The 22,406-nt window shown below is 73.6% G+C and carries 21 protein-coding genes; 15 read left to right on the plus strand and 6 right to left on the minus strand.

What is annotated here, in order from left to right:
* Positions 1 to 454: 454 nt before the first annotated feature.
* Both ACZ3YL_RS05220 and ACZ3YL_RS05225 read right to left on the minus strand, forming a co-directional pair.
* Positions 455 to 2,236, minus strand: coding sequence for a gamma-glutamyltransferase family protein (locus ACZ3YL_RS05220; RefSeq protein WP_465655528.1), 1,782 nt, complete (start codon positions 2,234 to 2,236; stop codon positions 455 to 457).
* A 132-nt stretch (positions 2,237 to 2,368) separates the two neighbouring features.
* Entirely contained in the window at positions 2,369 to 3,208 is an 840-nt protein-coding gene (locus tag ACZ3YL_RS05225; protein ID WP_465655529.1) for a helix-turn-helix transcriptional regulator, read from the minus strand.
* Between the two features lie 104 nt (positions 3,209 to 3,312).
* Here ACZ3YL_RS05225 and ACZ3YL_RS05230 point away from each other — a divergent pair, with 104 nt between their 5' ends.
* The 11 genes from ACZ3YL_RS05230 to ACZ3YL_RS05280 all read left to right on the plus strand — a co-directional run bounded on the left by ACZ3YL_RS05230 (position 3,313) and on the right by ACZ3YL_RS05280 (position 14,372).
* On the plus strand, positions 3,313 to 4,020 hold the full coding sequence (locus ACZ3YL_RS05230; RefSeq protein WP_188309512.1) for an SDR family NAD(P)-dependent oxidoreductase: 708 nt from the start codon (positions 3,313 to 3,315) through the stop codon (positions 4,018 to 4,020).
* A 118-nt stretch (positions 4,021 to 4,138) separates the two neighbouring features.
* Complete coding sequence (locus ACZ3YL_RS05235; RefSeq protein WP_188309511.1) at positions 4,139 to 5,218, plus strand: methyltransferase; 1,080 nt, start codon at positions 4,139 to 4,141, stop codon at positions 5,216 to 5,218.
* A 110-nt stretch (positions 5,219 to 5,328) separates the two neighbouring features.
* Entirely contained in the window at positions 5,329 to 6,270 is a 942-nt protein-coding gene (locus ACZ3YL_RS05240; protein ID WP_188309510.1) for an ATP-grasp domain-containing protein, read from the plus strand.
* Positions 6,271 to 6,462: 192 nt separating this feature from the next.
* Positions 6,463 to 7,026 carry a papain-like cysteine protease family protein gene (locus ACZ3YL_RS05245; RefSeq protein WP_188309509.1) on the plus strand — a complete coding sequence of 188 codons (564 nt, stop codon included), beginning with the start codon at positions 6,463 to 6,465 and terminating at the stop codon, positions 7,024 to 7,026.
* A 10-nt stretch (positions 7,027 to 7,036) separates the two neighbouring features.
* Complete coding sequence (locus tag ACZ3YL_RS05250) at positions 7,037 to 7,915, plus strand: hypothetical protein (RefSeq protein WP_465655532.1); 879 nt, start codon at positions 7,037 to 7,039, stop codon at positions 7,913 to 7,915.
* 184 nt (positions 7,916 to 8,099) lie between these two features.
* Positions 8,100 to 8,519: a hypothetical protein gene (locus tag ACZ3YL_RS05255; protein ID WP_465655534.1), complete on the plus strand. Its 420-nt coding sequence runs from the start codon at positions 8,100 to 8,102 to the stop codon at positions 8,517 to 8,519.
* A gap of 612 nt (positions 8,520 to 9,131) precedes the next feature.
* A complete protein-coding gene (locus ACZ3YL_RS05260; protein WP_465655536.1) occupies positions 9,132 to 10,148 on the plus strand; it encodes a LacI family DNA-binding transcriptional regulator in 1,017 nt (338 codons plus the stop codon).
* A 44-nt stretch (positions 10,149 to 10,192) separates the two neighbouring features.
* Positions 10,193 to 12,580: an RICIN domain-containing protein gene (locus ACZ3YL_RS05265; protein ID WP_465655537.1), complete on the plus strand. Its 2,388-nt coding sequence runs from the start codon at positions 10,193 to 10,195 to the stop codon at positions 12,578 to 12,580.
* A 119-nt stretch (positions 12,581 to 12,699) separates the two neighbouring features.
* The gene (locus ACZ3YL_RS05270; RefSeq protein WP_465655539.1) at positions 12,700 to 13,395 is read left to right on the plus strand and encodes a hypothetical protein; all 696 of its coding nucleotides are present in this window, start codon (positions 12,700 to 12,702) and stop codon (positions 13,393 to 13,395) included.
* Positions 13,396 to 13,483: 88 nt separating this feature from the next.
* On the plus strand, positions 13,484 to 13,990 hold the full coding sequence (locus ACZ3YL_RS05275) for a TetR/AcrR family transcriptional regulator (RefSeq protein ID WP_465655541.1): 507 nt from the start codon (positions 13,484 to 13,486) through the stop codon (positions 13,988 to 13,990).
* Complete coding sequence (locus ACZ3YL_RS05280; RefSeq protein WP_188309502.1) at positions 13,980 to 14,372, plus strand: hypothetical protein; 393 nt, start codon at positions 13,980 to 13,982, stop codon at positions 14,370 to 14,372. The genes ACZ3YL_RS05275 and ACZ3YL_RS05280 overlap by 11 nt, the downstream gene beginning before the upstream one ends.
* A 101-nt stretch (positions 14,373 to 14,473) precedes the next feature.
* Here the strand turns inward: ACZ3YL_RS05280 and ACZ3YL_RS05285 are convergent, their stop codons facing one another.
* The gene (locus ACZ3YL_RS05285) at positions 14,474 to 15,607 is read right to left on the minus strand and encodes a methyltransferase domain-containing protein (protein ID WP_465655543.1); all 1,134 of its coding nucleotides are present in this window, start codon (positions 15,605 to 15,607) and stop codon (positions 14,474 to 14,476) included.
* A gap of 535 nt (positions 15,608 to 16,142) precedes the next feature.
* On the opposite strand from ACZ3YL_RS05285, the gene ACZ3YL_RS05290 reads away from it, so the two are divergent.
* Positions 16,143 to 16,712, plus strand: a complete 570-nt coding sequence (locus ACZ3YL_RS05290; RefSeq protein WP_465655544.1) for a hypothetical protein — start codon at positions 16,143 to 16,145, stop codon at positions 16,710 to 16,712.
* Between the two features lie 26 nt (positions 16,713 to 16,738).
* Positions 16,739 to 17,368 (plus strand): hypothetical protein, encoded by a 630-nt coding sequence (locus tag ACZ3YL_RS05295; protein WP_465655546.1) that lies wholly within the window; start codon positions 16,739 to 16,741, stop codon positions 17,366 to 17,368.
* 22 nt (positions 17,369 to 17,390) lie between these two features.
* Here ACZ3YL_RS05295 and ACZ3YL_RS05300 read toward each other — a convergent pair whose 3' ends face one another.
* The 3 genes from ACZ3YL_RS05300 to ACZ3YL_RS05310 all read right to left on the minus strand — a co-directional run bounded on the left by ACZ3YL_RS05300 (position 17,391) and on the right by ACZ3YL_RS05310 (position 19,872).
* Complete coding sequence (locus tag ACZ3YL_RS05300; protein WP_465655547.1) at positions 17,391 to 18,158, minus strand: SDR family NAD(P)-dependent oxidoreductase; 768 nt, start codon at positions 18,156 to 18,158, stop codon at positions 17,391 to 17,393.
* Between the two features lie 13 nt (positions 18,159 to 18,171).
* Entirely contained in the window at positions 18,172 to 18,699 is a 528-nt protein-coding gene (locus ACZ3YL_RS05305; RefSeq protein ID WP_465655549.1) for a glycoside hydrolase family 95-like protein, read from the minus strand.
* Positions 18,700 to 18,870: 171 nt separating this feature from the next.
* On the minus strand, positions 18,871 to 19,872 hold the full coding sequence (locus ACZ3YL_RS05310; protein WP_188309498.1) for a LacI family DNA-binding transcriptional regulator: 1,002 nt from the start codon (positions 19,870 to 19,872) through the stop codon (positions 18,871 to 18,873).
* Between the two features lie 267 nt (positions 19,873 to 20,139).
* On the opposite strand from ACZ3YL_RS05310, the gene ACZ3YL_RS05315 reads away from it, so the two are divergent.
* Positions 20,140 to 21,435, plus strand: coding sequence for an ABC transporter substrate-binding protein (locus tag ACZ3YL_RS05315; RefSeq protein WP_188309497.1), 1,296 nt, complete (start codon positions 20,140 to 20,142; stop codon positions 21,433 to 21,435).
* A 4-nt stretch (positions 21,436 to 21,439) separates the two neighbouring features.
* Positions 21,440 to 22,402 (plus strand): carbohydrate ABC transporter permease, encoded by a 963-nt coding sequence (locus tag ACZ3YL_RS05320; RefSeq protein WP_317621480.1) that lies wholly within the window; start codon positions 21,440 to 21,442, stop codon positions 22,400 to 22,402.
* The last annotated feature ends 4 nt before the right edge of the window (positions 22,403 to 22,406 follow it).

Here is a 22,406-nt window from a genome sequence, read left to right on the forward strand (position 1 = left end):
TCCGGCCGAGCATGTTCTTGCCGGTACCGGTCCTCCCGCGGCCCCACCCGCCGCACCGGTGGCGCTGGTGCTCCCGCTCGGCTCCTCGCATCCTGACACCGGGGGTGCCGGAGCCAGGAAGCGGCCTGTGGGGCTCCAGACGATCCGACGACAAGGACCGACCCCGATCGTGGGGCTGCTCATTGGTCATGCGTAGCCGACGACGCCTTCAGCGAGCGAGTCGAACAGCAATCCCCAGTTGCCCGGCAGATGCCGCACTGCGGACACCAGGTGGAAGCGGACCACCGTCCACTCGTCGGGTCGGGCAGCCGTCCCGTGCTCTCGGATGACGTGCAGGCAGCGGTCGATGAACTCTGGCGAACTGATCGGCGAGTTCCTGTTCCATGGGGTCGACCGTCCTGGCGACGACCGACACGTCGGCCGGCAACGCCGCAGTGGGCGGCCGGCCCTGCGTTCACCGGCCGACGGCGTAGCCCTGCATGCCGCGCGGGTTGGCGCCCGCCGAGAGCACTCCGGTCTCCGGGTCGCGGGCGACGGCGCACAGCCGCCCCTCCGACCACGGCGGGCCGACGGTGACGTGGTGTCCGCGCCGGCGCAGCCGCTCAACGGTGTCCGGGCCGAACCGGGACTCCACGAAGAGGCTGCCGGGCCGGCTGCGGCGCGGGTGGAACGAGCTGGGGAAGCCCTCGGTGTGCCAGTTGGGGGCGTCGATCGCGCCCTGGAGGTCGAGCCCGCCGCGCACCGGCGGGCGCAGCGCGGCGGCGAGGAGGAAGTGCAGGCTCCACTGGTCCTGCTGGTCGCCGCCCGGGGTGCCGAAGGCCAGGACGGGTTGATCGCCGCGCAGGGCGAGCGAGGGCGAGAGCGTGGTGCGCGGACGGCGGCCGGGGGTCAGGGAGTTCGGCAGTCCGGGGGTGAGGGAGGCCATCTGGAGCCGGGTGCCGAGCGGGAAGCCGAGGCCGGGGACGACCGGGTTGGACTGGAGCCAGCCACCGCTCGGGGTGGCGGAGACCAGGTTGCCCCAGCGGTCGACCACGTCCAGGTGGCAGGTGTCGCCGCGGGTGGCGCCGTCCGTGCCGACGGTCGGTTCACCGGCCCCGGGCGCGTCCTCCTCGGACGGGCCCGGGGTGCGCACGTATTCCGCGAGGCGGGGTGCCCGTCCGTCCGGGCTGCCGGGCCTGAGGTCGTACGACGCCTGATCGGTGATGAGGGCGCGCCGGGCGTCGTTGTACCGGGGCGACAGCAGCGCGTCGATCGGCACCTCGGCCGCGTCGCCGTACCAGGCCTCGCGGTCGGCCATCGCGAGCTTGGTGCCCTCGACCAGGGTGTGGACGTACTCGGCCTCGTCGAGCGTGCCCACGTCCGATGGCAGCAGGGCGAGTTGCTGGAGGAACACCGGCCCCTGGCTCCACGGCCCGGGCTTGGCCACCGTCCAGCCGTTCCAGGTGGAGGTGACCGGTTCCTCGTAGTGCGCGCGGAAGCCCGCCAGGTCGTCCCCGGTCAGGGTGCCCGCGTGCCGCTCGCCGGAGGTGTCCATCGCGGGCCGGGCGGCGAAGTCGGCGAGCTCCTCGGCGATGAAGCCCTCCCGCCAGATCCGCCGGGCGGCGTCGATCTGCGCCTCGCGCCCGCTCCCGGCGGCCTCCGCCTCCCGGATCAGCCGCCGCCACGTCGCGGCGAGCGCCGGGTTGGTCAGCAGCGCGCCGGGCTGCGGGGCCTGCCCGCCGGGCAGGTAGAGCTCCGCCGAGCTCGTCCACTCCTTCTCGAACAGCTCCCGCACCGTCTCGACGGTCGTCCCGACCCGCTCGACCGCCGGGTGCCCGTTCTCGGCGTAGCCGATGGCGAAGCGCAGCACGTCGGCGAGCCGCCTGGTGCCGTGGTCGCGCAGCAGCAGGAGCCAGGCGTCGAAGGCCCCGGGCACGGCGGCCGCCAGCGGCCCCGTCCCGGGGACGAGCGAGAGCCCGAGCGAGTGGTAGTGCCCGATCCGCGCCCCCGCCGGCGCCGGCCCCTGCCCACAGAGCACCCGTACCGGCCCGTCCGCCGGCGCGAGGATGATCGGCACCTCCCCCGCCGGCCCGTTCAGGTGCGGCTCCACCACGTGCAGCGTGAACCCGGCCGCCACCGCGGCGTCGAAGGCGTTCCCGCCGTCCTCCAGCACCGCCATCCCCGCCGCCGACGCCAGCCAGTGCGTCGACGACACCATCCCGAAGGTCCCCTGCAGCGTCGGCCGGGTCGTGAACATCGGTATCCCTCCATGCCCGTGCGGCTGGAAGGAATCCTGACCGGCCCCGCCGGGCTTGTCACCACCGCGCCGGGCCCGTGACCGACTGCCCCGCCGGGCTTGTCACCACCGCGCCGGTGGGCGTCACGGCGGTCAGCCGGCGAGCGTCTGCGTCCCCAGGACGGTGATCAGCGCGAGGCGCTCGGCGGCGTCGGTGCCGGGCTCGGCCGTGTAGACCATGATGCGCAGGTCGCTGCCCGCCACGGTCAGCACGTCGCAGTCGAGCGTCACGGGCCCCGCGTCCGGGTGGTCGATGGTCTTGTGCGCGGCCTCGTGCCGGCCGACGGCGCCGGAGTCCCACAGCGCGGCGAACCGGTCGCTGCCCGCGCGCAGTTCCCCGACCAGGCGCCGCAACCGCCGGTCGGCCGGGTACCGGTCCGCGGCCACCCGCAGGTCGGCGACCACCGCGGCTTCGAACGCGCGCAGGGACTCGGGCGTGTGCCGGGCCCGGCTGCCGGGGCCGATGAAGTGCCGCCACACGCCGTTGCGTTCGTTGCCGCGCCAGCCGGACGGGTCACCCATCAGCGCCGCGTACGGCGGGTTGGCGGTCAGCAGCGTCCAGCACGCGTCGTAGACCGCCACCGGCGTCCCGGCCAGCCGGCCCAACAACCGCTGGACGCTCGGGGTCAGGTGGGTCGGCACCGTCTCCGGGCCCGGCGGCACCAGTCCGGCCAGCCGGAAGAGGTGGCCGCGCTCGGCGCCCGACAGCCGCAGTGCCCGGGCCAGGGCCTCGACGACCTGCGCCGAAGGATGGGCGGCGCGCCCTTGTTCGAGGCGGGTGACGTAGTCGGCGGAGATGCCGGCCAGCAGGGCCAGCTCCTCCCGGCGCAGGCCCGCGGCCCGTCGGTGCCCGCCCCCGGGCAGACCGGACTCCTGCGGGGAGGACCGGTCCCGCCAGCGGCGCACCGCCCGCCCGAATTCCGCGTTTGCCATGCCTGCCAGTCTGCACCCGGCACGGGCGGGCCTGCCTGGTACCGCTGGTCCCAGGAAGGCGGGACGGCTGGCTGGGTGCGCCGCCGCGGCGGGACGCTGGAGGCATGACGACAACACTGATCACCGGAGCGAACAAGGGCCTGGGCTTCGAGACCGCCCGCCGACTCGTCGCCGCCGGCCACACCGTCTACCTCGGGTGCCGGGACGCCGAACGCGGGCGCCGGGCCGCCGAGCGGCTCGGCGCGCGGACCGTCCTGCTCGACGTCACCGATGACGCGTCCGTCGCCGCGGCGGCCCGGGCGGTCGGCGCCGACGGTGGACTGGACGTCCTGGTCAACAACGCCGGCGTCGAGGCACGGGCCGAGGACAACAGCGTGGTCGGCGCCGCGGAGGTCACCGGGGACATGATGCGGCGGGTGTTCGACACCAACGTGTTCGGCCCGGTGCGCGTCCTGCACGCCTTCCTCCCGCTGCTGCTGCGCTCCACGGCACCGGTCGTGGTCAACGTCAGCAGCGGTCTGGCCTCGCTGACCCGGGTCAGCACCCCCGGCACGCCGACCCACGCCTACCCGGGGGTCGCCTACCCGGCGTCCAAGGCCGCGCTCAACATGATCACCGTGCAGTACGCCAAGGCGTTCCCGGCCCTGCGGATCAACGCGGTGGAGCCCGGCTACACGGCGACCGACCTGAACGGGCACACCGGCACCCAGTCCGTGGCGGAGGGCGCGGAGATCATCGTCCGGATGGCCCAGGTAGGCCCGGACGGCCCCACCGGCGGCTACTTCGCCCTCGACGGCCGCCTCCCCTGGTAGGCCCCGGACGCGCCTGATCGGCAGGCGGGCCGACGGGCCGGCCGGCGGGGCGGGCTTCGGCGCCGCCTGCCGGGGGAAGCGTTTCCGGGCGGGGGAATCCGGAGCAGAGGAGGACGGTATGGACCGGAGCGACGGCAGGTTCCCCGACGGGTCGGCGGACGCGGCGGCCGGGAGCGGGGGCGGCGATCCCGACGAGCGCTACCGCCGCTCCAACGCCTTCCTGGTGGACGAGATTCTCGGCTTCCTCTACCCCGCCGCGCTGCGCGCCGCCGCCGAGGTGGGCGTGGCCGACCACCTCGCGAAGGGCCCCGGCACCCCCGCCGAGCTGGCCGCCGCCACCGGTACGGACGCCGGCGGTCTGTACCGGGTGCTGCGGCTGCTCGCCACCCGGGGTGTCGTGGCGGAGGACGGGTCGGGCCGGTTCGCGCTGACCGAGGCCGGGCAGGCGCTGCGCAGCGACGTCCCGTACTCCGCGCGGGCGGCCGTCCGGATGCTCAGCGACCGCACGATGTGGCGGCCCGCCGGGGAGTTGACGCGCTGTCTCACCGAGGACGGCTCGGCGTTCGAGGAGATCTTCGGCATGCCGTTCTTCGACCACTTCGCCCAGGACGCGCGCACCGCCGACGTCTTCCACGTGGGCATGGCGGCGATGTCCGACGCGGAGAACGCCGCGATCGCGGCCGCCTACGACTACCCGCCGAGCGGCACCGTCGTGGACGTCGGCGGCGGCCACGGCGGTCTGCTGCTGGAGGTGCTGCGCCGCAACCCCGGGCTGACCGGCGTCCTGTACGACCGCCCCCACGTCCTGGCTGGCCACCGCCTGGGCGCGGCCGAGGAGTTGGCGGGCCGGTGGAGCCTCGCGGAGGGCGACTTCTTCACGGCCGTGCCGCCCGGCGACGTCCACCTGCTCAAGCGGATCACCCACGACTGGGACGACGACCAGTGCGCGACCCTGCTGGGCCACTGCCGACGCGCCCTGCGCCCGGGCGGCCGGGTCCTGGTGCTGGACGCGGTGGTCCCGCGCGGCAACGCCCCGCACCAGTCCAAGGCGCTGGACCTGATGATGCTGGCCTCCCTCGGCGGCCGGGAGCGCACCGAGGAGGACTTCGCGGACCTCCTCGGGAAGTCCGGCCTGCGCCTGACCCGCGTCATCCCCACCCCGACGGTCCTCTCCGTGGTGGAGGCCGTCCCGGCCTGACCCGCCGCCGGGACCGCTCCCCCTGGGGACCGGCCCCGGCGTGCCCCGAGGGGTGGCGCTGGACCGCTGCGGTCTTGCCGGGAGGGGGACTTACCGGTTTCATGGCCACCATGGCAGACGGCGAGCTCATCCTGATGACGGATCACGGTTCGACCGAGGGCAGCCGGAACGTGCTGGCCACCGCCGTACGCCGGCTCACCGGGCGGGCGCCCGTCCTGCTGGACGCGCGGCACTTCATGTCCGGCGGCGACGGCAGGATCGAGACCGACGGTACGGGCCTGCGGCTGACGGCCGACCGGCGGAGCGTGACGGCGGACACCGTGCTCGTCTACGAGATCCCGCCGCACCGGCGCCGGGACTTCGAGGCCTGCCAGCGCCGGCTGCACGCCCACGGCGCCCGGTCGCTGGGCACGGGAGCCGACGCCTGGCGGGCGGCCACTGAGAAGGACCTGACCGTGGACCGCCTCACCCGCGACGGCGTCCCGCACATGCCCACGCTCACCCTGCGCCGGCCCACCCCGCAGGAGGCCGCCGACGCCTTCGACCGGCTCGGCGGCGACGTGTGGGCCCGGCCGACCGTCGGCATGGGCGGCAACGACGTCTTCCACCTCACCACCCACCGCCAACTCGCCGATGCCGCGGCCCACTACGCCGCCCAGGGCGCCGACTGGCTGATCGCCCGGGACGCGGCGAACTTCACCCCGGACGGCCGCCGCCACCAGTACCGGGCGGTGGTGCTCGGCGAGCGGGTGGTCCGCGCCGTGGAGCACATCCAGCCGGATCCCGACGCGCCGTGCAACGAGAGCCAGGGGGCGGCCTCCACCCTGCTGGCGGTCGAGGACCTGCCGGCGGGCCTGGCCGAGCTGGCCGTGTCCGCGACGAAGTGCCTCGGACTGCCCTTCGCCGGGGTCGACCTGGCCGCGGAGAACGGTGGCGTCGTCTTCGAGGTCAACGTCCACCCGATGTTCGGCACCGTCCGCGGCCTGGAGACCGTCGCCCTGCCGTACGTCGCCGCCCACCTCGAGCTGAACCGGCGGCCGACGCCGGCCTGACCCTGTTCCACTCCGCTGCCCCTCGGCCGCCGGCGCAGGTGACACCCGTCGCCCAGCGGCGTGCCGCCGGTGCCGGTTGACCCGTTCAGGCAGAGTTCCTTCGCTCACTATCCGTATCGGCGCCATTCCGTGCTGTCATGGCTCTGCAAAATCCCCCGGCGCTCATGCGCATTCGCACGGGAAGGCAGACCCATGGGCAGATCCACATGCGCGGTCAGGGCGACAGCCGTCGCCCTGACCGCTTCGGCGTTACTCGCCACCGCGGCCGGACAGGCGCAGGCCGAGGCCGGACAGGACACGATCACCATGCTGAAGCAGGAGAAGACCCAGTGGTGCTGGGTCGCCTCCGGGCTGACCATCGCGAAGTTCCACGGCTACGGCAGCACGCAGACGGACTTCTGCAACCGGGCCCAGCCCTACTACGGCTGCAACAACCAGCCGGCCACGCTCGACGACATGGCCAGGGGCTGGAGCAGCCTGGGCATGACCCGCCCCGGCACGGGCCTGAGCAGCGCGGCCACGTTCAACCAGGTCTACACGGACGTCAAGGCGGCCCGGCCGGTCGCGGCCCGCATCGGATGGACCTCCGGTGGCGGTCACATGAACGTGGTCTACGGCTTCGACACCTCGAACAACACCATCGGCGTCGCCGACCCGTGGCCGGACACCGCCACCTACACGTGGTGGAACTACCAGGACTACGTCAGCAACAGCTCGTTCAAGTGGACCCACTCCCGGATCGGCATCTCCCAGTAAGGCAGGCGGCATGCGCGACACCAGAACACCCAGCGAGCGGACGGCCTTCCGGCTCTCCCGCCCCTCCCGGCTGGCCACCGTCCTGACCGTGGGCGCCACGGCGCTGCTGGCCCTCGCCGGCCCCGTCCACGCGGCCCCGGCCAAGGATCCGGTTCCGGCGGACATCCCGGACTACCAGGCCGCCCTCGACCTGGTGAGGTCGGCCGACGTCCACGACGCGGTCTGCCGCTTCCTCAGCGTCCCGCTGCCGCAGGGCAACGGGGCCGCAATGGCGCAGCGGATCCCCGACAGCGCCGCGCCGTGCGAGGGCATCCCGGCGTTCACCGTCAACGACCCGCTGGCCCTGAACGAGATCACCCCCGGCTTCGCCGCGGGGACGGCCCTGCCGATCCCCTCCGAGGCGATCCGACTGAGCCATCTGGTCTCCGCGTTGAACGCCCCGGTCAACGGGCGCAACGCCACCGTCATGCTCGCCCCCACCGACGGCGGCGGCTGGCACCTGGCCGCCGTGCGCGACGGCGACGGCGACGCCGTGTACGCGGGCAAGGCCAAGATCGGGAGCCTGGTGTTCAGCGAGCCGCAGATCCGCGGCTGGTACCAGCTGACCCTCACCACGGTCGCACCGCTCAACGACCAGGCACGGCAGGGCCTGAACGGCCGGCCCTCGGTCTCGCTGAGCGACTACCAGAAGCTGGTCAAGGCCCGCTACGCCGACAAGCTGCCCGGCTCGGCGTACGACACCACCGGCATGTCCAGCGGCTACGGCGGCACGGAGAAGACGGCGGCGGCCTCGTCCTCGACACCCGTGCTCGTCGGCGGTTCGAGCGCGGCCCTGGCACTCGCGGGCACCGTCCTCTTCCTCCGCCGCCGGCGGCGCACCACCGGCTGACCCCGGCTCGCTTCGCCCCGGTCCCCGGCTCCAGGCCAGGGCCGGGGCGAAGCCGTGGCCGGCAGGGCCTGGCCAGAGGGCGCGCTCCCGCGGCAGCGGATGGCCGAGCCGGGCCTCACACAGGAGGCCGAGGACGGCCGAAAACCGCGTGCGCCGCGATCATGGCGCCTGCCAAGCTCGTCCCATGCCTGCCCGTAACCGCCACCTGCCCCGGAACATGTCGTGGCCGCTCACGCCGACCGACATCCGCACCGCCCTCGGCGACGCGCTGATGGATGCCGTCGACCTTTCGTTCCACGAACACATCTCGGAGAGCGAGATACTGCTGTCCGCCATCTGGCACCCCATGACTCGCTCGAACTACGCCTACGGTGAACTCCCCGACTGGTGGGGGAAGGTGCAGGTCAGCGTCGGCGCGCTCCCCAGCCACGAACGAGCCCGGGCCCGTGAGGTGCTGCGTGAGCACGCACTCCCCGCACTCCGGGACTGGACGGCCGAGGCCCTCCAGCGGACGGGTGAAGCCTGGGCGCTGCATACCCGCCATCGCCACTGGTGGGTCGAAGACGGCAGAGTGCACCACTGCGAGCACACCTGGGAAGGGTAGGTTCGCTGAGCCCTGGGGCCGGCCTGACGGTGTGGCAGTTGGCCTCGCTACCGCCGTGTCGTAGCCCTCGAAGGGGACCGGTACGGCTGGTGAAGGCCGCCGGCCGGTCGTCCGCAGCCGGCTCCAGCACATCGCTCCTCGGCAGGCTCCGGCGTCGTCGCGGGCCGCCGCTCCTGGCGCGAGCCGGCGAAGGGCCGCTGCGGTCATCGGCCTGGGGCGCTGCGGGGTGCTCCGCCAACTCGGCGAGATCATGCGGTCACAGCGTCCAGGGGCGGCGGGATGCGGTTCGCCGACGGGGCTCGCCCCGATGGCGACAGAATCAGACGGGATCCATCACGCGTCAACGCTCCGACGCTCCGTCATATTTTCGCTCTGCATGACGAAAACCGAGTGAAACTCCTGTTCAGATCCGACGGGGCTCGCTACATTCCACCGCTGGGACACCCGCGCGCCCTGCTCCTCGGTGCGGGCGTACGTCTCGAAGCGAGGAAGCCCCGGCCTGCGCTTCCTCGCCGTCCCTCCCGGCGGCCGGTACCGGCCGGCGGAGGACGCCGGACTGACATGGTTGCCGCCGAGTCGGGAGCCGGCGAAGAGCACGAGGTGGGGACGGCAATGGAGCACGAGAAGGTCGGGATCGTCGAGGTGGCCGAGCGCGCGGGGGTGAGCGTGGCGACCGTCAGCCGGGTCCTCAACCGCAGGACGGGCGTCTCGCCGAAGACCCGTCAGGCGGTCGAGCGGGTGCTGGAGGAGCTCGGGTACGAGCGCAGCGCCACCGGTGGCGGCGTCATCGGGGTGATCACCCCCGGTCTGTCGATCCCGATCTTCGGCGTGCTGGCCGAGAGGATCGGTCTGGCCCTTGCCCCCCACGGTCTGCGGGCCGTCGTCTGTCCCGCCCTGCCGGGCGGTGTCCAGGAGCGGGACTTCCTCAAGTCGCTGCTGGACCTCGGCGCCAGCGGCATCGTGTTCTGCTCCGCCAGCAACACCCTGGACGCCGTCGACCCCGAGCTGGTGCCGCTGCTGGAGAGCCGGGCCGTCCCGTACGTGTGCATCAACGGGCGTTTCGAGGAGGGCAGTTCGGTCGCGTACTCGACCGACGACGGGTACGCCGCCGAGCTCTCCGTGCGCCATCTGCACCAACTCGGGCACCGCCGGATCGGGATGGCCGCCGGCCCGGTCGGGAACCGGCCGGCCGACCGGCGGGTCAAGGGCTACCGCGCCGCGATGGCGGCCGTCGGCCTCGACCCCGAGGGGCTGGTCGTGCGTCAGACCTATTCGGTGGAGGGCGGCCGGTTCGCGGCCGAGCAGCTGCTGGACCAGGGCGCCACCGCGGTGATCGCCTGCAGCGACCAGATGGCCCTCGGGGCGATCCGCGCCGCCCGTCGCCAGGGCCTCGCCGTCCCCGGGGACGTCTCGGTGATCGGCTACGACGACGGCCCGCTGATGGAGTTCACCGACCCGCCGCTGACCACCGTGCGCCAGCCCGTCGACCGACTGGCGGCCGAGGTCGCCCGTGGCCTGGTCGGGCTGCTCGCCGGGCGCCAAGTGCCGGTCGGCGAGCTGATGTTCCAACCCGAGGTCGTCGTGCGCGGCACGACCGGCCCCCACCACGACCGGCGGCCGCCGTCCTGAGGCCGCCGGGGAGCACATCCCCCAACGACGATGTCGGAGGACCCATGCCCCACCTCTCGAGCCGCCGCGTCCACGCCCACCTGGGGCTGATATCACTGGCCGCGAGCGCCCTCGGCCTCTTACCCGCCACCGCGGCCCACGCCGCGACCGGCACACCCGTCGTCTCCGGCAGCAGCTACACCCTCGCGTCCGGAGCCACCGGCCAGTGCCTCGGCGGCCGGTGGGCCGGCACCGCCGACCTCACGCCGGTCGTCCAGCAGCCCTGCCAGGGCCTGCTGGACCAGCGCTGGCAGCTCACCGCCGACGGCGGGGGCGGCTACACCATCACCAACCGCGCCGCGAACACCTGCCTGAACGTCCGGGGCGGAGCCACCACCTCCGGCACCCCGATCATCGAGTACGCCTGCGACGGCGGCGCCAACGAGCGGTTCACCCTCACCAGCACACCCGACGGCGCCACCGTCATCCACCCGCAGAACAGCGCGCTCTGCCTCGACCTGCCCGGCAGCTCCCCGGCCCCCGACCTCCGGATCCAGCAGTACACCTGCCACGGCGGAGCCAACCAGAAGTGGCTGCTCACCCGCGCCGACCCGCTGGCCTTCGCCGACCCCGGCTTCGAACAGGGCTCCGGCAGCTGGACGTTCACCGCCCACACCGGCACCGCCACCAACAACCCGCACAGCGGCTCCGGCCTGGCCTACCTCGACGCCGGCACCGGGTACCGGGTCAGCCAGAGCAGCACCGCGCCGCAGGGCGGCAGTTACGACGTCAGCGCCTGGATCGCCTCCGGCGCCGCCGGCGGCACGCTCACCGTCCAGGTCAACGGCAGCACCGCCGGCTCGCTGACCCTCCCGGCCCAGACCACCTACGCCCTGTACACCGTGCCGCGCGTCCGGGTGAACGCCGGTGACACCGTCACCCTGGCGATCGGCTCCGCCCCCGACGGCTGGGTCAACGCCGACGACGTCACCGTCACGCCGTCCGCGCCCAACGACCCGCAGGTCAGCTCCTCCAACCCGACGGTCACCGCGCTGTTCGACTGGGCCAAAGCCAAGGCCAACTCCTTCGCCACCCAGCCCGGCCTCAGCGGCCCGGTCAACGGCGACGCCACCCAGCGGGCCGTCTACTCCAACACCGTCTGGGCCGGCTACCCGTTCCGCCCCTACTACTACTCCCGGGACTTCGCCCACCAGCTGGTCGGCGCGCACCTGCTCGGCCTCGACGCCGCCAACAAGACCATGCTGCGCTCCTTCGCCGCCTCGGCCACCCCCGACCAGGGCTACGACCCGTACTGGTCCGTCAACTTCGACGCCAAGACGCCCGGCGCGATCGACTACAACGGCCCGGCCTCCTTCGTCCGCGAGCTGCCCGCCGCCTTCGAACTCGCCCAGAAGGTCAACGACGCCTACACCTGGACCGGCGACCCCGACTACCTCCACGACCCGGCCCTGTCCACCTTCGTCGCCAACACCGTCGGCCCGTACATCAGCGGGCACACAGGCCCGATCGACAACGGCGCAACGCCCGTCGCCCAGGCCACCAGCGGCGACATCTTCCAGGGCGTGGCCAGCTACAACGAGAACGGCGCCACCCTCGCCGAATCCGGCGACGCCATCGGCTCCCAGTACCAGGCGTACCTGGCCGCCGCCGCCCTGGCCGGCGCCAAGGGCGACACCGGCCACGCCCGCGCGTACGCCGACGCCGCGGCGAAGCTGAAGAGCTACTACAACACGACCTGGAGCGTCGACCCGGCCGACCCCGCCAAGGTGGTCCGCGCCTACGACGTCAACGGCACCGCCTACACGGACTGGGGCAAGGAGAACTCCTGGTTCATGCCGCTCAAGGGCATCATGGACCCGGGCCCCCGGCAGGACGCCTACCTCGACTTCATCGACGCCCAGGCCTCCGGCCCCGGCGCACCGGGCAACCTCGAAGCCGACACCTACCTGCCCGACGTCTTCTTCGGCCACGACCGGGGCGCCACCGGCTGGAAGTGGATGCAGTACGTCTACGCCAACGTCAACGCCTCGCACGGCGGCTTCCTCAACGCCGACTACCCCGAGATCTCCTACACGCTCCTCGGCCAGACCGTCCAGGGCCTGATGGGCGTCCAGCCCGACGCCGGCGCCACATCGCTCACCACCACCTCCCGGCTCCCGGGCGACATCGGCTGGCTCCAGCTCACCTCCGTCCCGGTCGGCGGCAGCACGGTGACCCTGCGCCACGACGGCACCGCCAAGTCCACCCTCACCAACACCTCCGCCACCGGCAGCCTCAGCTGGACGGCCCGGTTCCCCGGCAGCCACACCGGCATCACCGTCAACGGCGCCGCCCGGCCGGTCCGGACCGTGACCGTCGACGGCACCACCTACACCTACGCGACGGTCACCGTCGCCGCCGGTCAGAGCGCGGCCGTCCAGGTCACCGGCTGATCCGCGCCCCGGCTCCGTCCCACGGCGGGCCCGCCACCCTCGGCGGCGGGCCCGCCGTCGAGCCGTGATACCGCCCGCCGCCACCAGGTCACCAGCGCGCAGGCTCTAGGCTCGCCCGCATGGGTCTTGACGAACAGGGCAGTGACGGTGTGGTCCAGGTGCCGGTGCCGCCGGTGGGCAGCTACGAGTCCGGCCGACTCTTCCACCGGCTGCTGCAGCTCTTCCTGCGGGACATGAAGGAGGCCGGGCAGCCGGTCGGCCGGCACCAGTACCTGCTCGGTGCCGTGGTGCAGCTGCACGAGCCCGCCCGGGCCGCGGGCCGTGGCCACGACCCGCGGCAGCCGAGCTGCGCGTGCTGCCGCACGCCCTACCCGTGCCGCACGGTACTCGGCGTGGCGGTGAGCGCCGGGCTGCCGATCCCCTGGGACTCCCCGGCCGCCGTGGTCCCCGCGCTGCGTGACGCGGGGCTGGACCCCAGGCCCGGCGGCGAGGTCACGGCGGAGCAGGTGCGCTGGGCGCGGGGCTGGGGCGCGCAGCGGGCGGCGGACGGGAGTTGGGAGATCGGCATCACGGTCGACCGGGGCGAGGTCGAGACCCAGTCCGTATCGGACGACGCGGCGATGGCCCGCTACCTGGCCGCGACGGCGGTGGCCCTGGGCAGCCCGTACCCGTACGGCTGGGTCGAGGACGCGGCCGAGGCGGCAGCGGTGCGGCCGGCGGCGCACGAGCAGGTGGCGGACTGGCGGGAGCGGGTGCGACTGCCCTACCTGGACGTGCACCGCGAGTACGGGGCGCCTGGGGACGGCACGACCTGACGGAGCGCGCGCTCCAGGGACCGGTTGCGGCTACCGGCCGGGAGGCCGGCCCGGCGGCGGTCCGCCTGTCCTTGGGTAGGCTGCCGGGATGGTCCCCGACGCTCCCCGGCTGCTGCGCGCCGACGCCGCCCGCAACGCGGAGAAGATCATCCGGGCTGGCCGGGAGGTCTTCGCCGAACAGGGCCCCGACGCCCACCTCGACGAGGTGGCGCGCTGGGCCGGGCCGGGGGCCGCCACGCTGTTCCGCCGTTTCCCCGACAAGGCCGCGCTCCTGCGGGCCGTGCTGGACCAGCGCTTCGGTGAGCACGTCCGGCCCGTCATCCGGGCCGCCGCCCACGACCCCGACCCAACTCCTTCTGGCAGAACATCGCCCAGGCCACCCTGCTGGTCGCCGTCGTCGTCACCCAGCAACGCCGCAACCGGGACCGCCCGATCGGCCTGCCCGCCTGAGCGCGGCCGGCAAGGGGGATCCGTCCGAACGACGCCGGAACCGCCGGAACCGCCGGAGGGGTCAGCCTCCTTGGCGGGGTCTTGCGGGGCGGGCTGCGGTAGGCGCTGGAGGATTTCACTGCCATCCTGCCCGTATGAGCCCTGACAGCGACTACTGGGAGCGTTGGATCGCGCCGTTGCTGGCCTTCCTCGCCGCCGACACCCCGGACCAGATCACCTGGTCCGGCAAACACCGGGTGCGGGCTGCCGCGGTCGCCGAAGAAATCGAGTTCAGCCTTCATCTCGCCGAAGGAATGTCGGACCGGGGAACCCTCGAACCCGCAGCGCTCCAGGACCTCAGGACGATCGGCCGGCTGTGCGGCGAGGTGGCCCACCGCGGTCACGTCGGCCGCTGGGAAGACGCCGTGCACGTCGACCCCGCCTGGGACGAGATCCGGGCTCTGGCCCGTCGGATCCTCATCGACCGCCTCGGTACCTGGAGCCGGCCACTTCCGAGCCGTGTACTGCCTCAGCGGGACGACGACTGAGTTCCACTCGGGCCTCCCCGGTCGCGCCACGAACGCGACACCGCACACCGGGATCCGGCAGGCCCGGCAGGTCGTCCCGAGCTTCAAGCCCTCGAGACCGGTCAGATCGGCTGGGCGGGGTCGTCCAGCCAAGCCTGCCAGCCCTGGGACGTGACGGTGAGTCCGAGCCGGTCGACGCCGGGCTCGCCCGCCCGCCGCCACCAGGTGAGGGTCTCCTCGAAGTCGTCCCACAGCCGGCGGCCGCCGTACTGGCGGACCGGGTGGACGTCCTCGCCGTCGCGGAAGGTCGCGGCGGCCCAGGCCGGGACGGTGAGGGAGTAGAGCCACAGTGTCCGCGCGCCGTCCGGGTGGGGCTGGACGGCGTGGACGATGTCCAGCAGGCGCAGACCCGCGGCGAGCGGGAACGGGTCGAACTTTCCGTGCGGCGGCAGAACGGTGCGGGTGGTGGCCTCGGCGACGGTGCCGCCGTCCGGTGGGTTCTGTGGCCACCGCAGCCGTTGGGAGCGCATCTTCATGAACTCCACCGACTGGAGGAACGGCCCGGACGCGGTGCCGTCACCGTGCACCGTGAGGCGCAGCAGGGCGTCGGCGTTGGAGTAGTGGGTGCCGAACGGCGCCAGGATCAGACCGCCGGGGCGGGTCTGCTCGATCCACGTCCACGGGATCCGCCGCAGCCCGTAGGTGACGATGATCCGGTCGTACGGAGCGCCGGGCGGATGGCCGAACGCGCCGTCACCGCACACGACCTCCGGGCGGTAGCCGACGCGCTCGAGAGCGGTCCGGGCGCGGGAGGCGACGCCCGGGTCGATCTCGACCGTGGTCACGCTCGTGTCGCCGAGCCGGTGGGCGAGCAGGGCGGCGTTCCAGCCGGTGCCGGTGCCCTGCTCCAGCACCCGCATCCCCGGCTCGGCCTGGAGGTCGTCCAGCATCGTGGCGACCAGCGACGGCATCGAGGCCGAGCTGGTCGGTACCCTGCCGGGCTCGGCGCCCTGGTGCTCGCCGTCATCCCACTGCGTGACGACCGGGATGTCTGCGGCCGCGGCCGCCAGCCAGCTCTCCTCGTCGGTGGTCCGGTCGACGGGACGGCTCTTCCCGGTGGCCAGGTCGTGCGCCCACACCAGGTCCGGCAGGAAGAGGGCTCGCGGGACGGCGTCGAAGGCCGGCGCCCAGGCGTCGGCGACGGGGTGGGACCGCCCCGGCCTGGGGCGGTCCTCCTGCTCGGGTACGAGCGTCACTTCCGGTGGCCCCCGTCCCCCGGCGGCGTCGTCCCGTCGGGGGACGGCGGGTCGGACGGCGGCGTCCACGGGGTGCCCGGGTGCCCGTCACCCTCGCCGCCGCCACCGCCACCGCCACCGCCACCGCCCGATCCAGCGCCGTGGCCTCCGTCGATGTCCATACCGAACTCCTTGTCGTCGCTGTGCTGGTGCCCTCCCGGGGCACCGGGCGGAGCTGGACACCCCGCGTGGACGGTCGTGCCGTACGGCCGCCTGGACGAACAGCGGATCCACCCTCGCGTGGGGTCCAACCTGGCGAACCATGGTGTCACCATGCCCTCCCGTACCTAGGCGGTCGCACAGTTCAGCAAGACGCTCCACCCGACGGTCACCGCACGTCAAGGGCGTGTGGGAGCGGCCGGGCGGCACGCGTCGCGCGACGGGTGCCGGTGGGCGCCGGTGGGCGTCCGGCCCGCAGGGCAGTCGGTGGCCCGGCCCGCACACCGCCTGCGATGGCCGACCCAGCGGACCGAGTGCCGCATGGGACACTCGGTCAGTGATCAACGTGGGCAAGACCGACTGGGACTGGGCCGCCGAGGCCCGGACCTTCGAACGGGCCGCCGCGCGGGAGGGCGGCGAGGAGCAGTCGGCGTCGTTGGCGCAGGCCGGCGCGCACTGGGCCTCGGCCGGTGAGTACGGGCGGGCGATCGAGCTGCTGAGCGATGTCGCGGCGCGAAGCGGCGACCCGTGGGACGCGGCGTCGCCGGTGCTGGGGTACGCGCTGCTGATGGCCGGGCGGGACGAGGAGGGGCGAACGGTGTTCCGCGCCGCCGAGCGGCTTGCCGCCGACGCCCGGGACTGGCAGGAGTTCCAGGACATCGCCGAGCACCTGGCCCGAGCGGGCCGGCCGGAGCAGGCCCTGGCCGCTCTCGACGCGGCGCTCGACCTGGTCCTGGCGCTGCCGCACCCGGACGAGCCCGTGCCGCCGGGCTCGGCGCTGCGCCCGTACACCTTCGTCGTGCGGGAGCGGCTGACGCTCCGCGAGCAGCTGGGCCTGCCCGCCGACGAGCACGACCGCGCGGCGGCGCCGGCGGGGCTCTCCCGCCGCGGGCGCCGGCGCCGCTGACACCCACCGCCAGCTGAAGGAGCACCGTGGGACGACTGTTCGGCCCGCTGACCTACACCTCCGAGGAGTCCGCCGAGGAGTGTGAGGCAGCCGCCGCCACCGAGAGCGGTGCCGAGCGACTCGAGTCACTCGGCCATGCGGCGCTGTCCTGGACCGCCGCGGGGGCCTACCCCCGGGGGCTGGCGCTGCTCGACGAGGTGGCCGCGGCCCGCCGCGAGGGCGTTCCGGCCGGGGGCGGGCCCGAGCTGGACTGGCTGCTGCCGCTGTACGCGTTCAACCTGTTCACCGCGGGCCGCGCCGAGGAGGCCTGGGCGACCGTCGAAGCCGCCGAGGCGTACGCCCGTGGCTCCGGCGGCTCCTCCGCGTTCGACCAGCTCGCCGACTACCTGGCCGATGCCGGACACCTCGAGCCCGCGGTCGGCTACTGGACGGCCGCACTCGACCTGCTGCTGCACGGCGAGGATCCCCACCCGGCCGTGGCGTACGGCCCGGGCCCCGAGCACGCACCCGTCCACCGGATCCGTGCCCACCGCCGCCGGGTGCGTGAGCAGCTCGGCCTGCCCGCCGACGAGCACGACCTCGCTCCGTCGCCCCGGCCCCGGCGTTCGCTGGTCGGCCGGCTGTTCGGCCGCGGGTCGGCGCGCGCCGGGAGCTGAGGGGTTTCCCGCAGGGACGGGCTCAGGCCGAGGCCTTGACGACGGACCAGCCGCCGTCCACGACCAGGCTCGCCCCGGTGATGTAGGAGGCGTCCGAGGAGGCCAGGAAGGCCACGGCGGCGGCCACCTCCTCGGGGGTGCCCAGCCGCTTGGCGACGGTCTCGGCCACGCTGGCCGCGCGCCCGGCCTCGTCCACCCGGTCCCAGGCGGCCGTCAGGATCGGCCCGGGCAGGACGGTGTTGACGCGCATCCGCGGCCCGTACTCGACGGCCAGTTGCCGGCCCAGCGCGCCCAGGGCGCCCTTCGCCGCCGCGTACGCGGGGTGGCCGGGCAGTCCGACCAGGGCGTGCACCGAGGAGGTGAGCACCAACGAGCCCTCACTGTCGGTCAGTTGGCCGGCGAAGGCGCGCACGGCGAGCCAGCTGGCCTTGAGGGTCACGGCCAGCTGACCGTCCCACTCCCCCTCGGTCAGTTCGTGCGCGGGTTTCACCACCACCGCGTAGGCGTTGCTGTGCAGCACGTCCAGGCGGCCGTGGTGGCGGGCGACGTGGTCGGCCAACTCGTCCCATACGGCGGCGGAGGTGACGTCGCCGTGGCGGTACTCGGCCCGGCCGCCCGCGCGGGTGATCTCGTCCGCCACCCGCTGCCCGGCCTCGTCGGCGAGGTCGACGACGATCACCGCCGCGCCTTCGGCGGCCAGCCGCCGGGCCGTCGCGGCGCCGATGCCGCCGGCGGCGCCGGTGATCAGCGCGACCCGGCCCTGGAATCGTCGGCAGCTGGTCTCGTTCATGTGCTCACCCCGGTCATCGTCGTGGTGGGAAGGCCAGTTGGCACGTCACTCCGGCCACCGGCTCAACCAGCATGGTGTCACCGGTGGTTGTGCGGACGGAGGCCGGCCTCCCGGCCGGGCCGGTGACGGTCGGCTCTCCGGTGCCGGGCGGCGGCGGCACGGTGAGGCGCCGGGCCCGGGTGGCGTGGATGCTCGCCCCGGTGAGGCGGCTGTCGGCCCAGGGGAGGTCGACGCTGCTGTCGCGAGCCCGCAGTCCGGTGGCCCGGCCGTCGGGCCAGGCGGTGGGCCAGGCGGTGGGCAGGGCGGGGAACGGGCGCGGCACGCCGTTGTGGCTCTGCAGCAGCAGTTCGGTGGCGGCTGCGGCGGTGAGTCCGAGGTTGCCGTCGGTCCGGAGGAGGTCCGGCGGGTGCGGGCCGAGCAGGTCGGGGCGGTGTACTCGGCGAGCAGGGAGTGGAGGGCCCGGCGGGCGAGTCCGCCGTCGCCGAGGCGGGCGGCCAGGGCGGCGGCCCAGGCGGAGCTCCAGCCGGTGCTGCCGCTGCATGGGCCGGCCGGCGGTAGCAGAGTTCGGTCGGGGCGTGGGTCAACCGAGCGCTCCTGTCCGTACGTTCGGGAGTCCGGGAGTCCCGTAGGCGTTCCGGAGCCCCTTCGTCCCGGAGCCCCTTCGTCCCGGAGCCCGCTTCGGTCGGACCCCGCTTCGTCCGGACCCCGCCGGTCACGGTCCGGCGGGCGGTGCGGTGCTGCCCCGGACGATCAGCTCCGGACGCATCAGCTGCACCGAGTTGGCGGGGGTGCCGGTCTTGGTGAGGGCGCGCAGCAGCAGTTCGGTGGCCTGCCGGGCCATCTCCCGCGTGGGGATGGCCACGGTGGTGAGCGCCGGGTGGGTCAGCAGGACTTCGGAGATGTCCTGGCCGATCAGCGAGAGGTCGTGCGGCACCGAGCGGCCGGTGGCCCGGGCGGCTTCCAGGGCGCCGAGGGCGAGCACGTCGTGGGTGGCGAAGACGGCCGTCAGGCCGGGGTCGGCGGCGAGGGCCGCTTCGGCCGCGGCGAAGCCGCCCGCCGGGGTCGGCGCCGTGGCGTAGCGGACGGCGTCGTCGGGGACGGTGAGGCCGTCCGCGGCGAACGCCCGGCGGAAGCCCGCCACTCGGGCGGTGTGGGCCGGGCTGGCCAGTACGGCCACCCGGCGGTGGCCGAGTTCGCGCAGGTGGCGGCCGGCCAGGTAGCCGGCCCGCTCGTAGTCGATGGTGACCACCGGGAAGCGGTCCGGCGCCTCGGTCTCCCAGGCGCAGAGCACCACCGGGAAGCGGGCGTCGGAGAGCAGCGGGAGGTGGCCGAGCAGATCCTGGTCACCGGCGATCAGCAGGGCGTCCACCGAGCGGCTGGTCAGCCCGGCCAGGTGTCGGCGAGCCCGTTCGCCGTCCAGCCGGGTGGTGCAGAGCAGCAGGTGGTAGCCGGCGTCTTCCAGGACGTCCTCGACCTCCTCGACCATCTCGCCGTAGAACGCGCCCGCCACGGTGGGGACGAAGAAGCCGACCGTCCTGGTGCTGCCGGTGGCCAGGGAGCGGGCCACCAGGTTCGGGGTGTAGCCGAGTTCCTCGATCGCCGCCCGCACCCGGGCGGCCGTGGTCGGGCGGACCGCGACCCGGCCGGTGATGACGTTGGAGACGGTCTGCTTGGTGACCCCCGCCCGCTCGGCCACGTCCTGCATCGTCACCATCGGCGTTCCCTCGTATTTGACCGGTTAAGCAGAGCAGCTCGCAAAGTAGTCACGGCTCGTCACCCCGTCAAGCCGCCGACACGCAAAGGCTCGGAAACATCGGAGATCAACCGTCAACGAGCCGTCCCCTTCCCGGTTTTCTTCCACCGCCCTCTTGTTTTAGCGGTCAAATCCGCACTACGGTTCCGACCCAGTCGACGGCCCCGGTGCGACGGGCCCGCCGACGGCAACCCCGCGCGGCTCCCGCGCCTCGGAGAGGACACACTCATGGGCAGAACGACGATGCCGACCAAGCGGGTGGCCGGTGCGGCCGTGGCGGGCGTGCTGGTGGCGGGCCTGACGGCCTGCGGCGGCGGCTCCGGCGGCGGGAACGGCGGGAGCGGCTTCACCTACTGGTCGATGTGGCGCGCCGACGAGCCGCAGGCACAGGTGCTCAAGGGCGCGATCGCCGACTTCACCGCCGCCACCGGCGTCAAGGTCACCGTCAACTGGACCGGTCGCGACATCGCCAAGAAGATCGGCCCGGCCATCGCCGCCAACCAGGCACCCGACCTGTGGGACGAGTCCAACGACGTGGTCTACGGTTCGGTGGCCGCCGCCGGCCAGGCGCTGGACCTCTCCCCCGTGCTGTCCCTTCAGGTCCCCGGCGAGAACGTCCCGGTCTCCGCCGTCGTCCCGGCCAAGTACCTCGACGTCCTGCCCAAGGACCCGTCCGGCCAGAACCACTACCTGATCCCCTACTACCTGGCCACCACCGGCATGTTCTACAATGCCGCCGACCCCGACCTCGCCGCCGCCATGCCCAGCGCCCCCGCCGACTGGGCCGGCCTGCTCAGGGTCTGCGACGCGCTCAAGGCCAAGGGCAAGGCCTGTCTCGCCTCCGAGGGCGAGGACCCGTGGGCCAACGGCCTGTACTTCGACTACCTGCTGAACGCCGCCGGCGTCGACTTCGCCAAGCTCTCGGCCGACAAGTCCGGTGCCCTCTGGGACGACCCGGCGGTGCTCACCGCCGCGCGGGACCTGGAGCAGCTGGTCAAGGGCGGCCACCTCATCCCCGGCTACGACGCCACCAAGTACCCCGCCCAGGAGACCAACTGGGCGGGCGGCAAGGCGGCCTTCTACATGGACGGCAGCTACGTCACCGGCGAGGTCGCCCAGCAGATCCCGGCGGGCTGGAAGTTCGGCTCGATCCTGCCGCCCGGCGCCAAGAGCCCGGACGTCTCGCTGTTCGGCTTCTCCGTCCCGAAGCGGGCCGAGAACGCCGGCGCCGCCGAGAAGTTCATCGCGTTCTTCCTGCAGAAGAAGCAGGTGGCGGGGATGGCGACCACCGCGCTCAACCTGACCCCGCGCACCGACGTCCCGGCCCCGGCGGGCCTGGAGGACGCGCAGAAGTCGCTCGACGCCCCGACCGTCCGCCTGCCGTACGACGGCGTGGCCGGCGACTGGTCGGCCAAGGTGTTCGAGCAGAACTTCCTGGACTTCTGGCACGGCAGGGCCACCGCCGCCCAGTTCACCGCCAAGTGCAAGGCCGACCAGGTCGCGTACTGGAAGACCCAGGGCTGAGCCGGTGGCGACCACGATCCAGCACCGGCCCCGGACACCCGGCATCCGGGCCGGCGCCACCCGCCGCGCGCGCGGCGCCGGGCCGCACGAACGCCAGCAGCGCCGGATGTTCTGGCCGTTCACCGCTCCCGCGCTGCTCGCCTATGCGGCGCTGTTCCTCGCCCCGGTCGGCTACGCGGTGTGGACCAGCCTCTACAAGTGGGACGGCATGGGCGCCATGCAGTGGCGCGGCCTGCGGAACTACCAGCAGCTGTTCCAGGACCCGGTGTTCCGCACCTCGCTGGTCAACACGCTGGAGCTGATGGCCGTCGGCGGCGCGATCACCTTCCTGATCAGCTTCCTGCTGACCCTCGTCCTGCGGGAGATGAGGGGCCGGCTCTTCGCCCGGTCCGTGCTCTTCTTCCCCTCGCTGGTCAACGGCATGGTCTTCGGCATCGCGGCCGGTTTCCTGTTCTCCCCCTCCGGCCCGGTCAACCAGGCGCTGGAGTTCCTCGGGGTGACCACCCCGCCGAAGTGGCTGTCGACCACCAACCTGTTCCCGATGGTCCTCGGCACGGTGATCTGGACGGCCACCGGCTACTACACCTCGATCATCATGGCCGCCGTCGACCAGATCCCCGACTACCTGTACGAGGCCGCCGAACTCGACGGCGCGAACGCCTTCCAGCGCTTCCGCCATGTGACCCTGCCCTGCGCGTGGGACGTCATCTCGGTCTGCGCGGTGCTCTGGACGGTCAGCTCGGTGAAGATCTTCGAACTCATCCTGCTGTTCGGCGGCAGCAGCAACCGCTTCCCCCCGGTGGACAGTTGGAACACCGCCATGTACGTGTACGCCGAGGCGTTCCCGCGGGCGACCATCCCCCGGCTGGGTGTGGCCACGGCCGCCGCCGTGGTCACCCTGCTGATGGTCACCGTGGTGACGGTCGTGCTCCGCCGGCTGCTGCGCCGCGAACCGATCGAGTACTGAGCCG

It is taken from the genome of Kitasatospora sp. NPDC023176, from assembly GCF_055560495.1.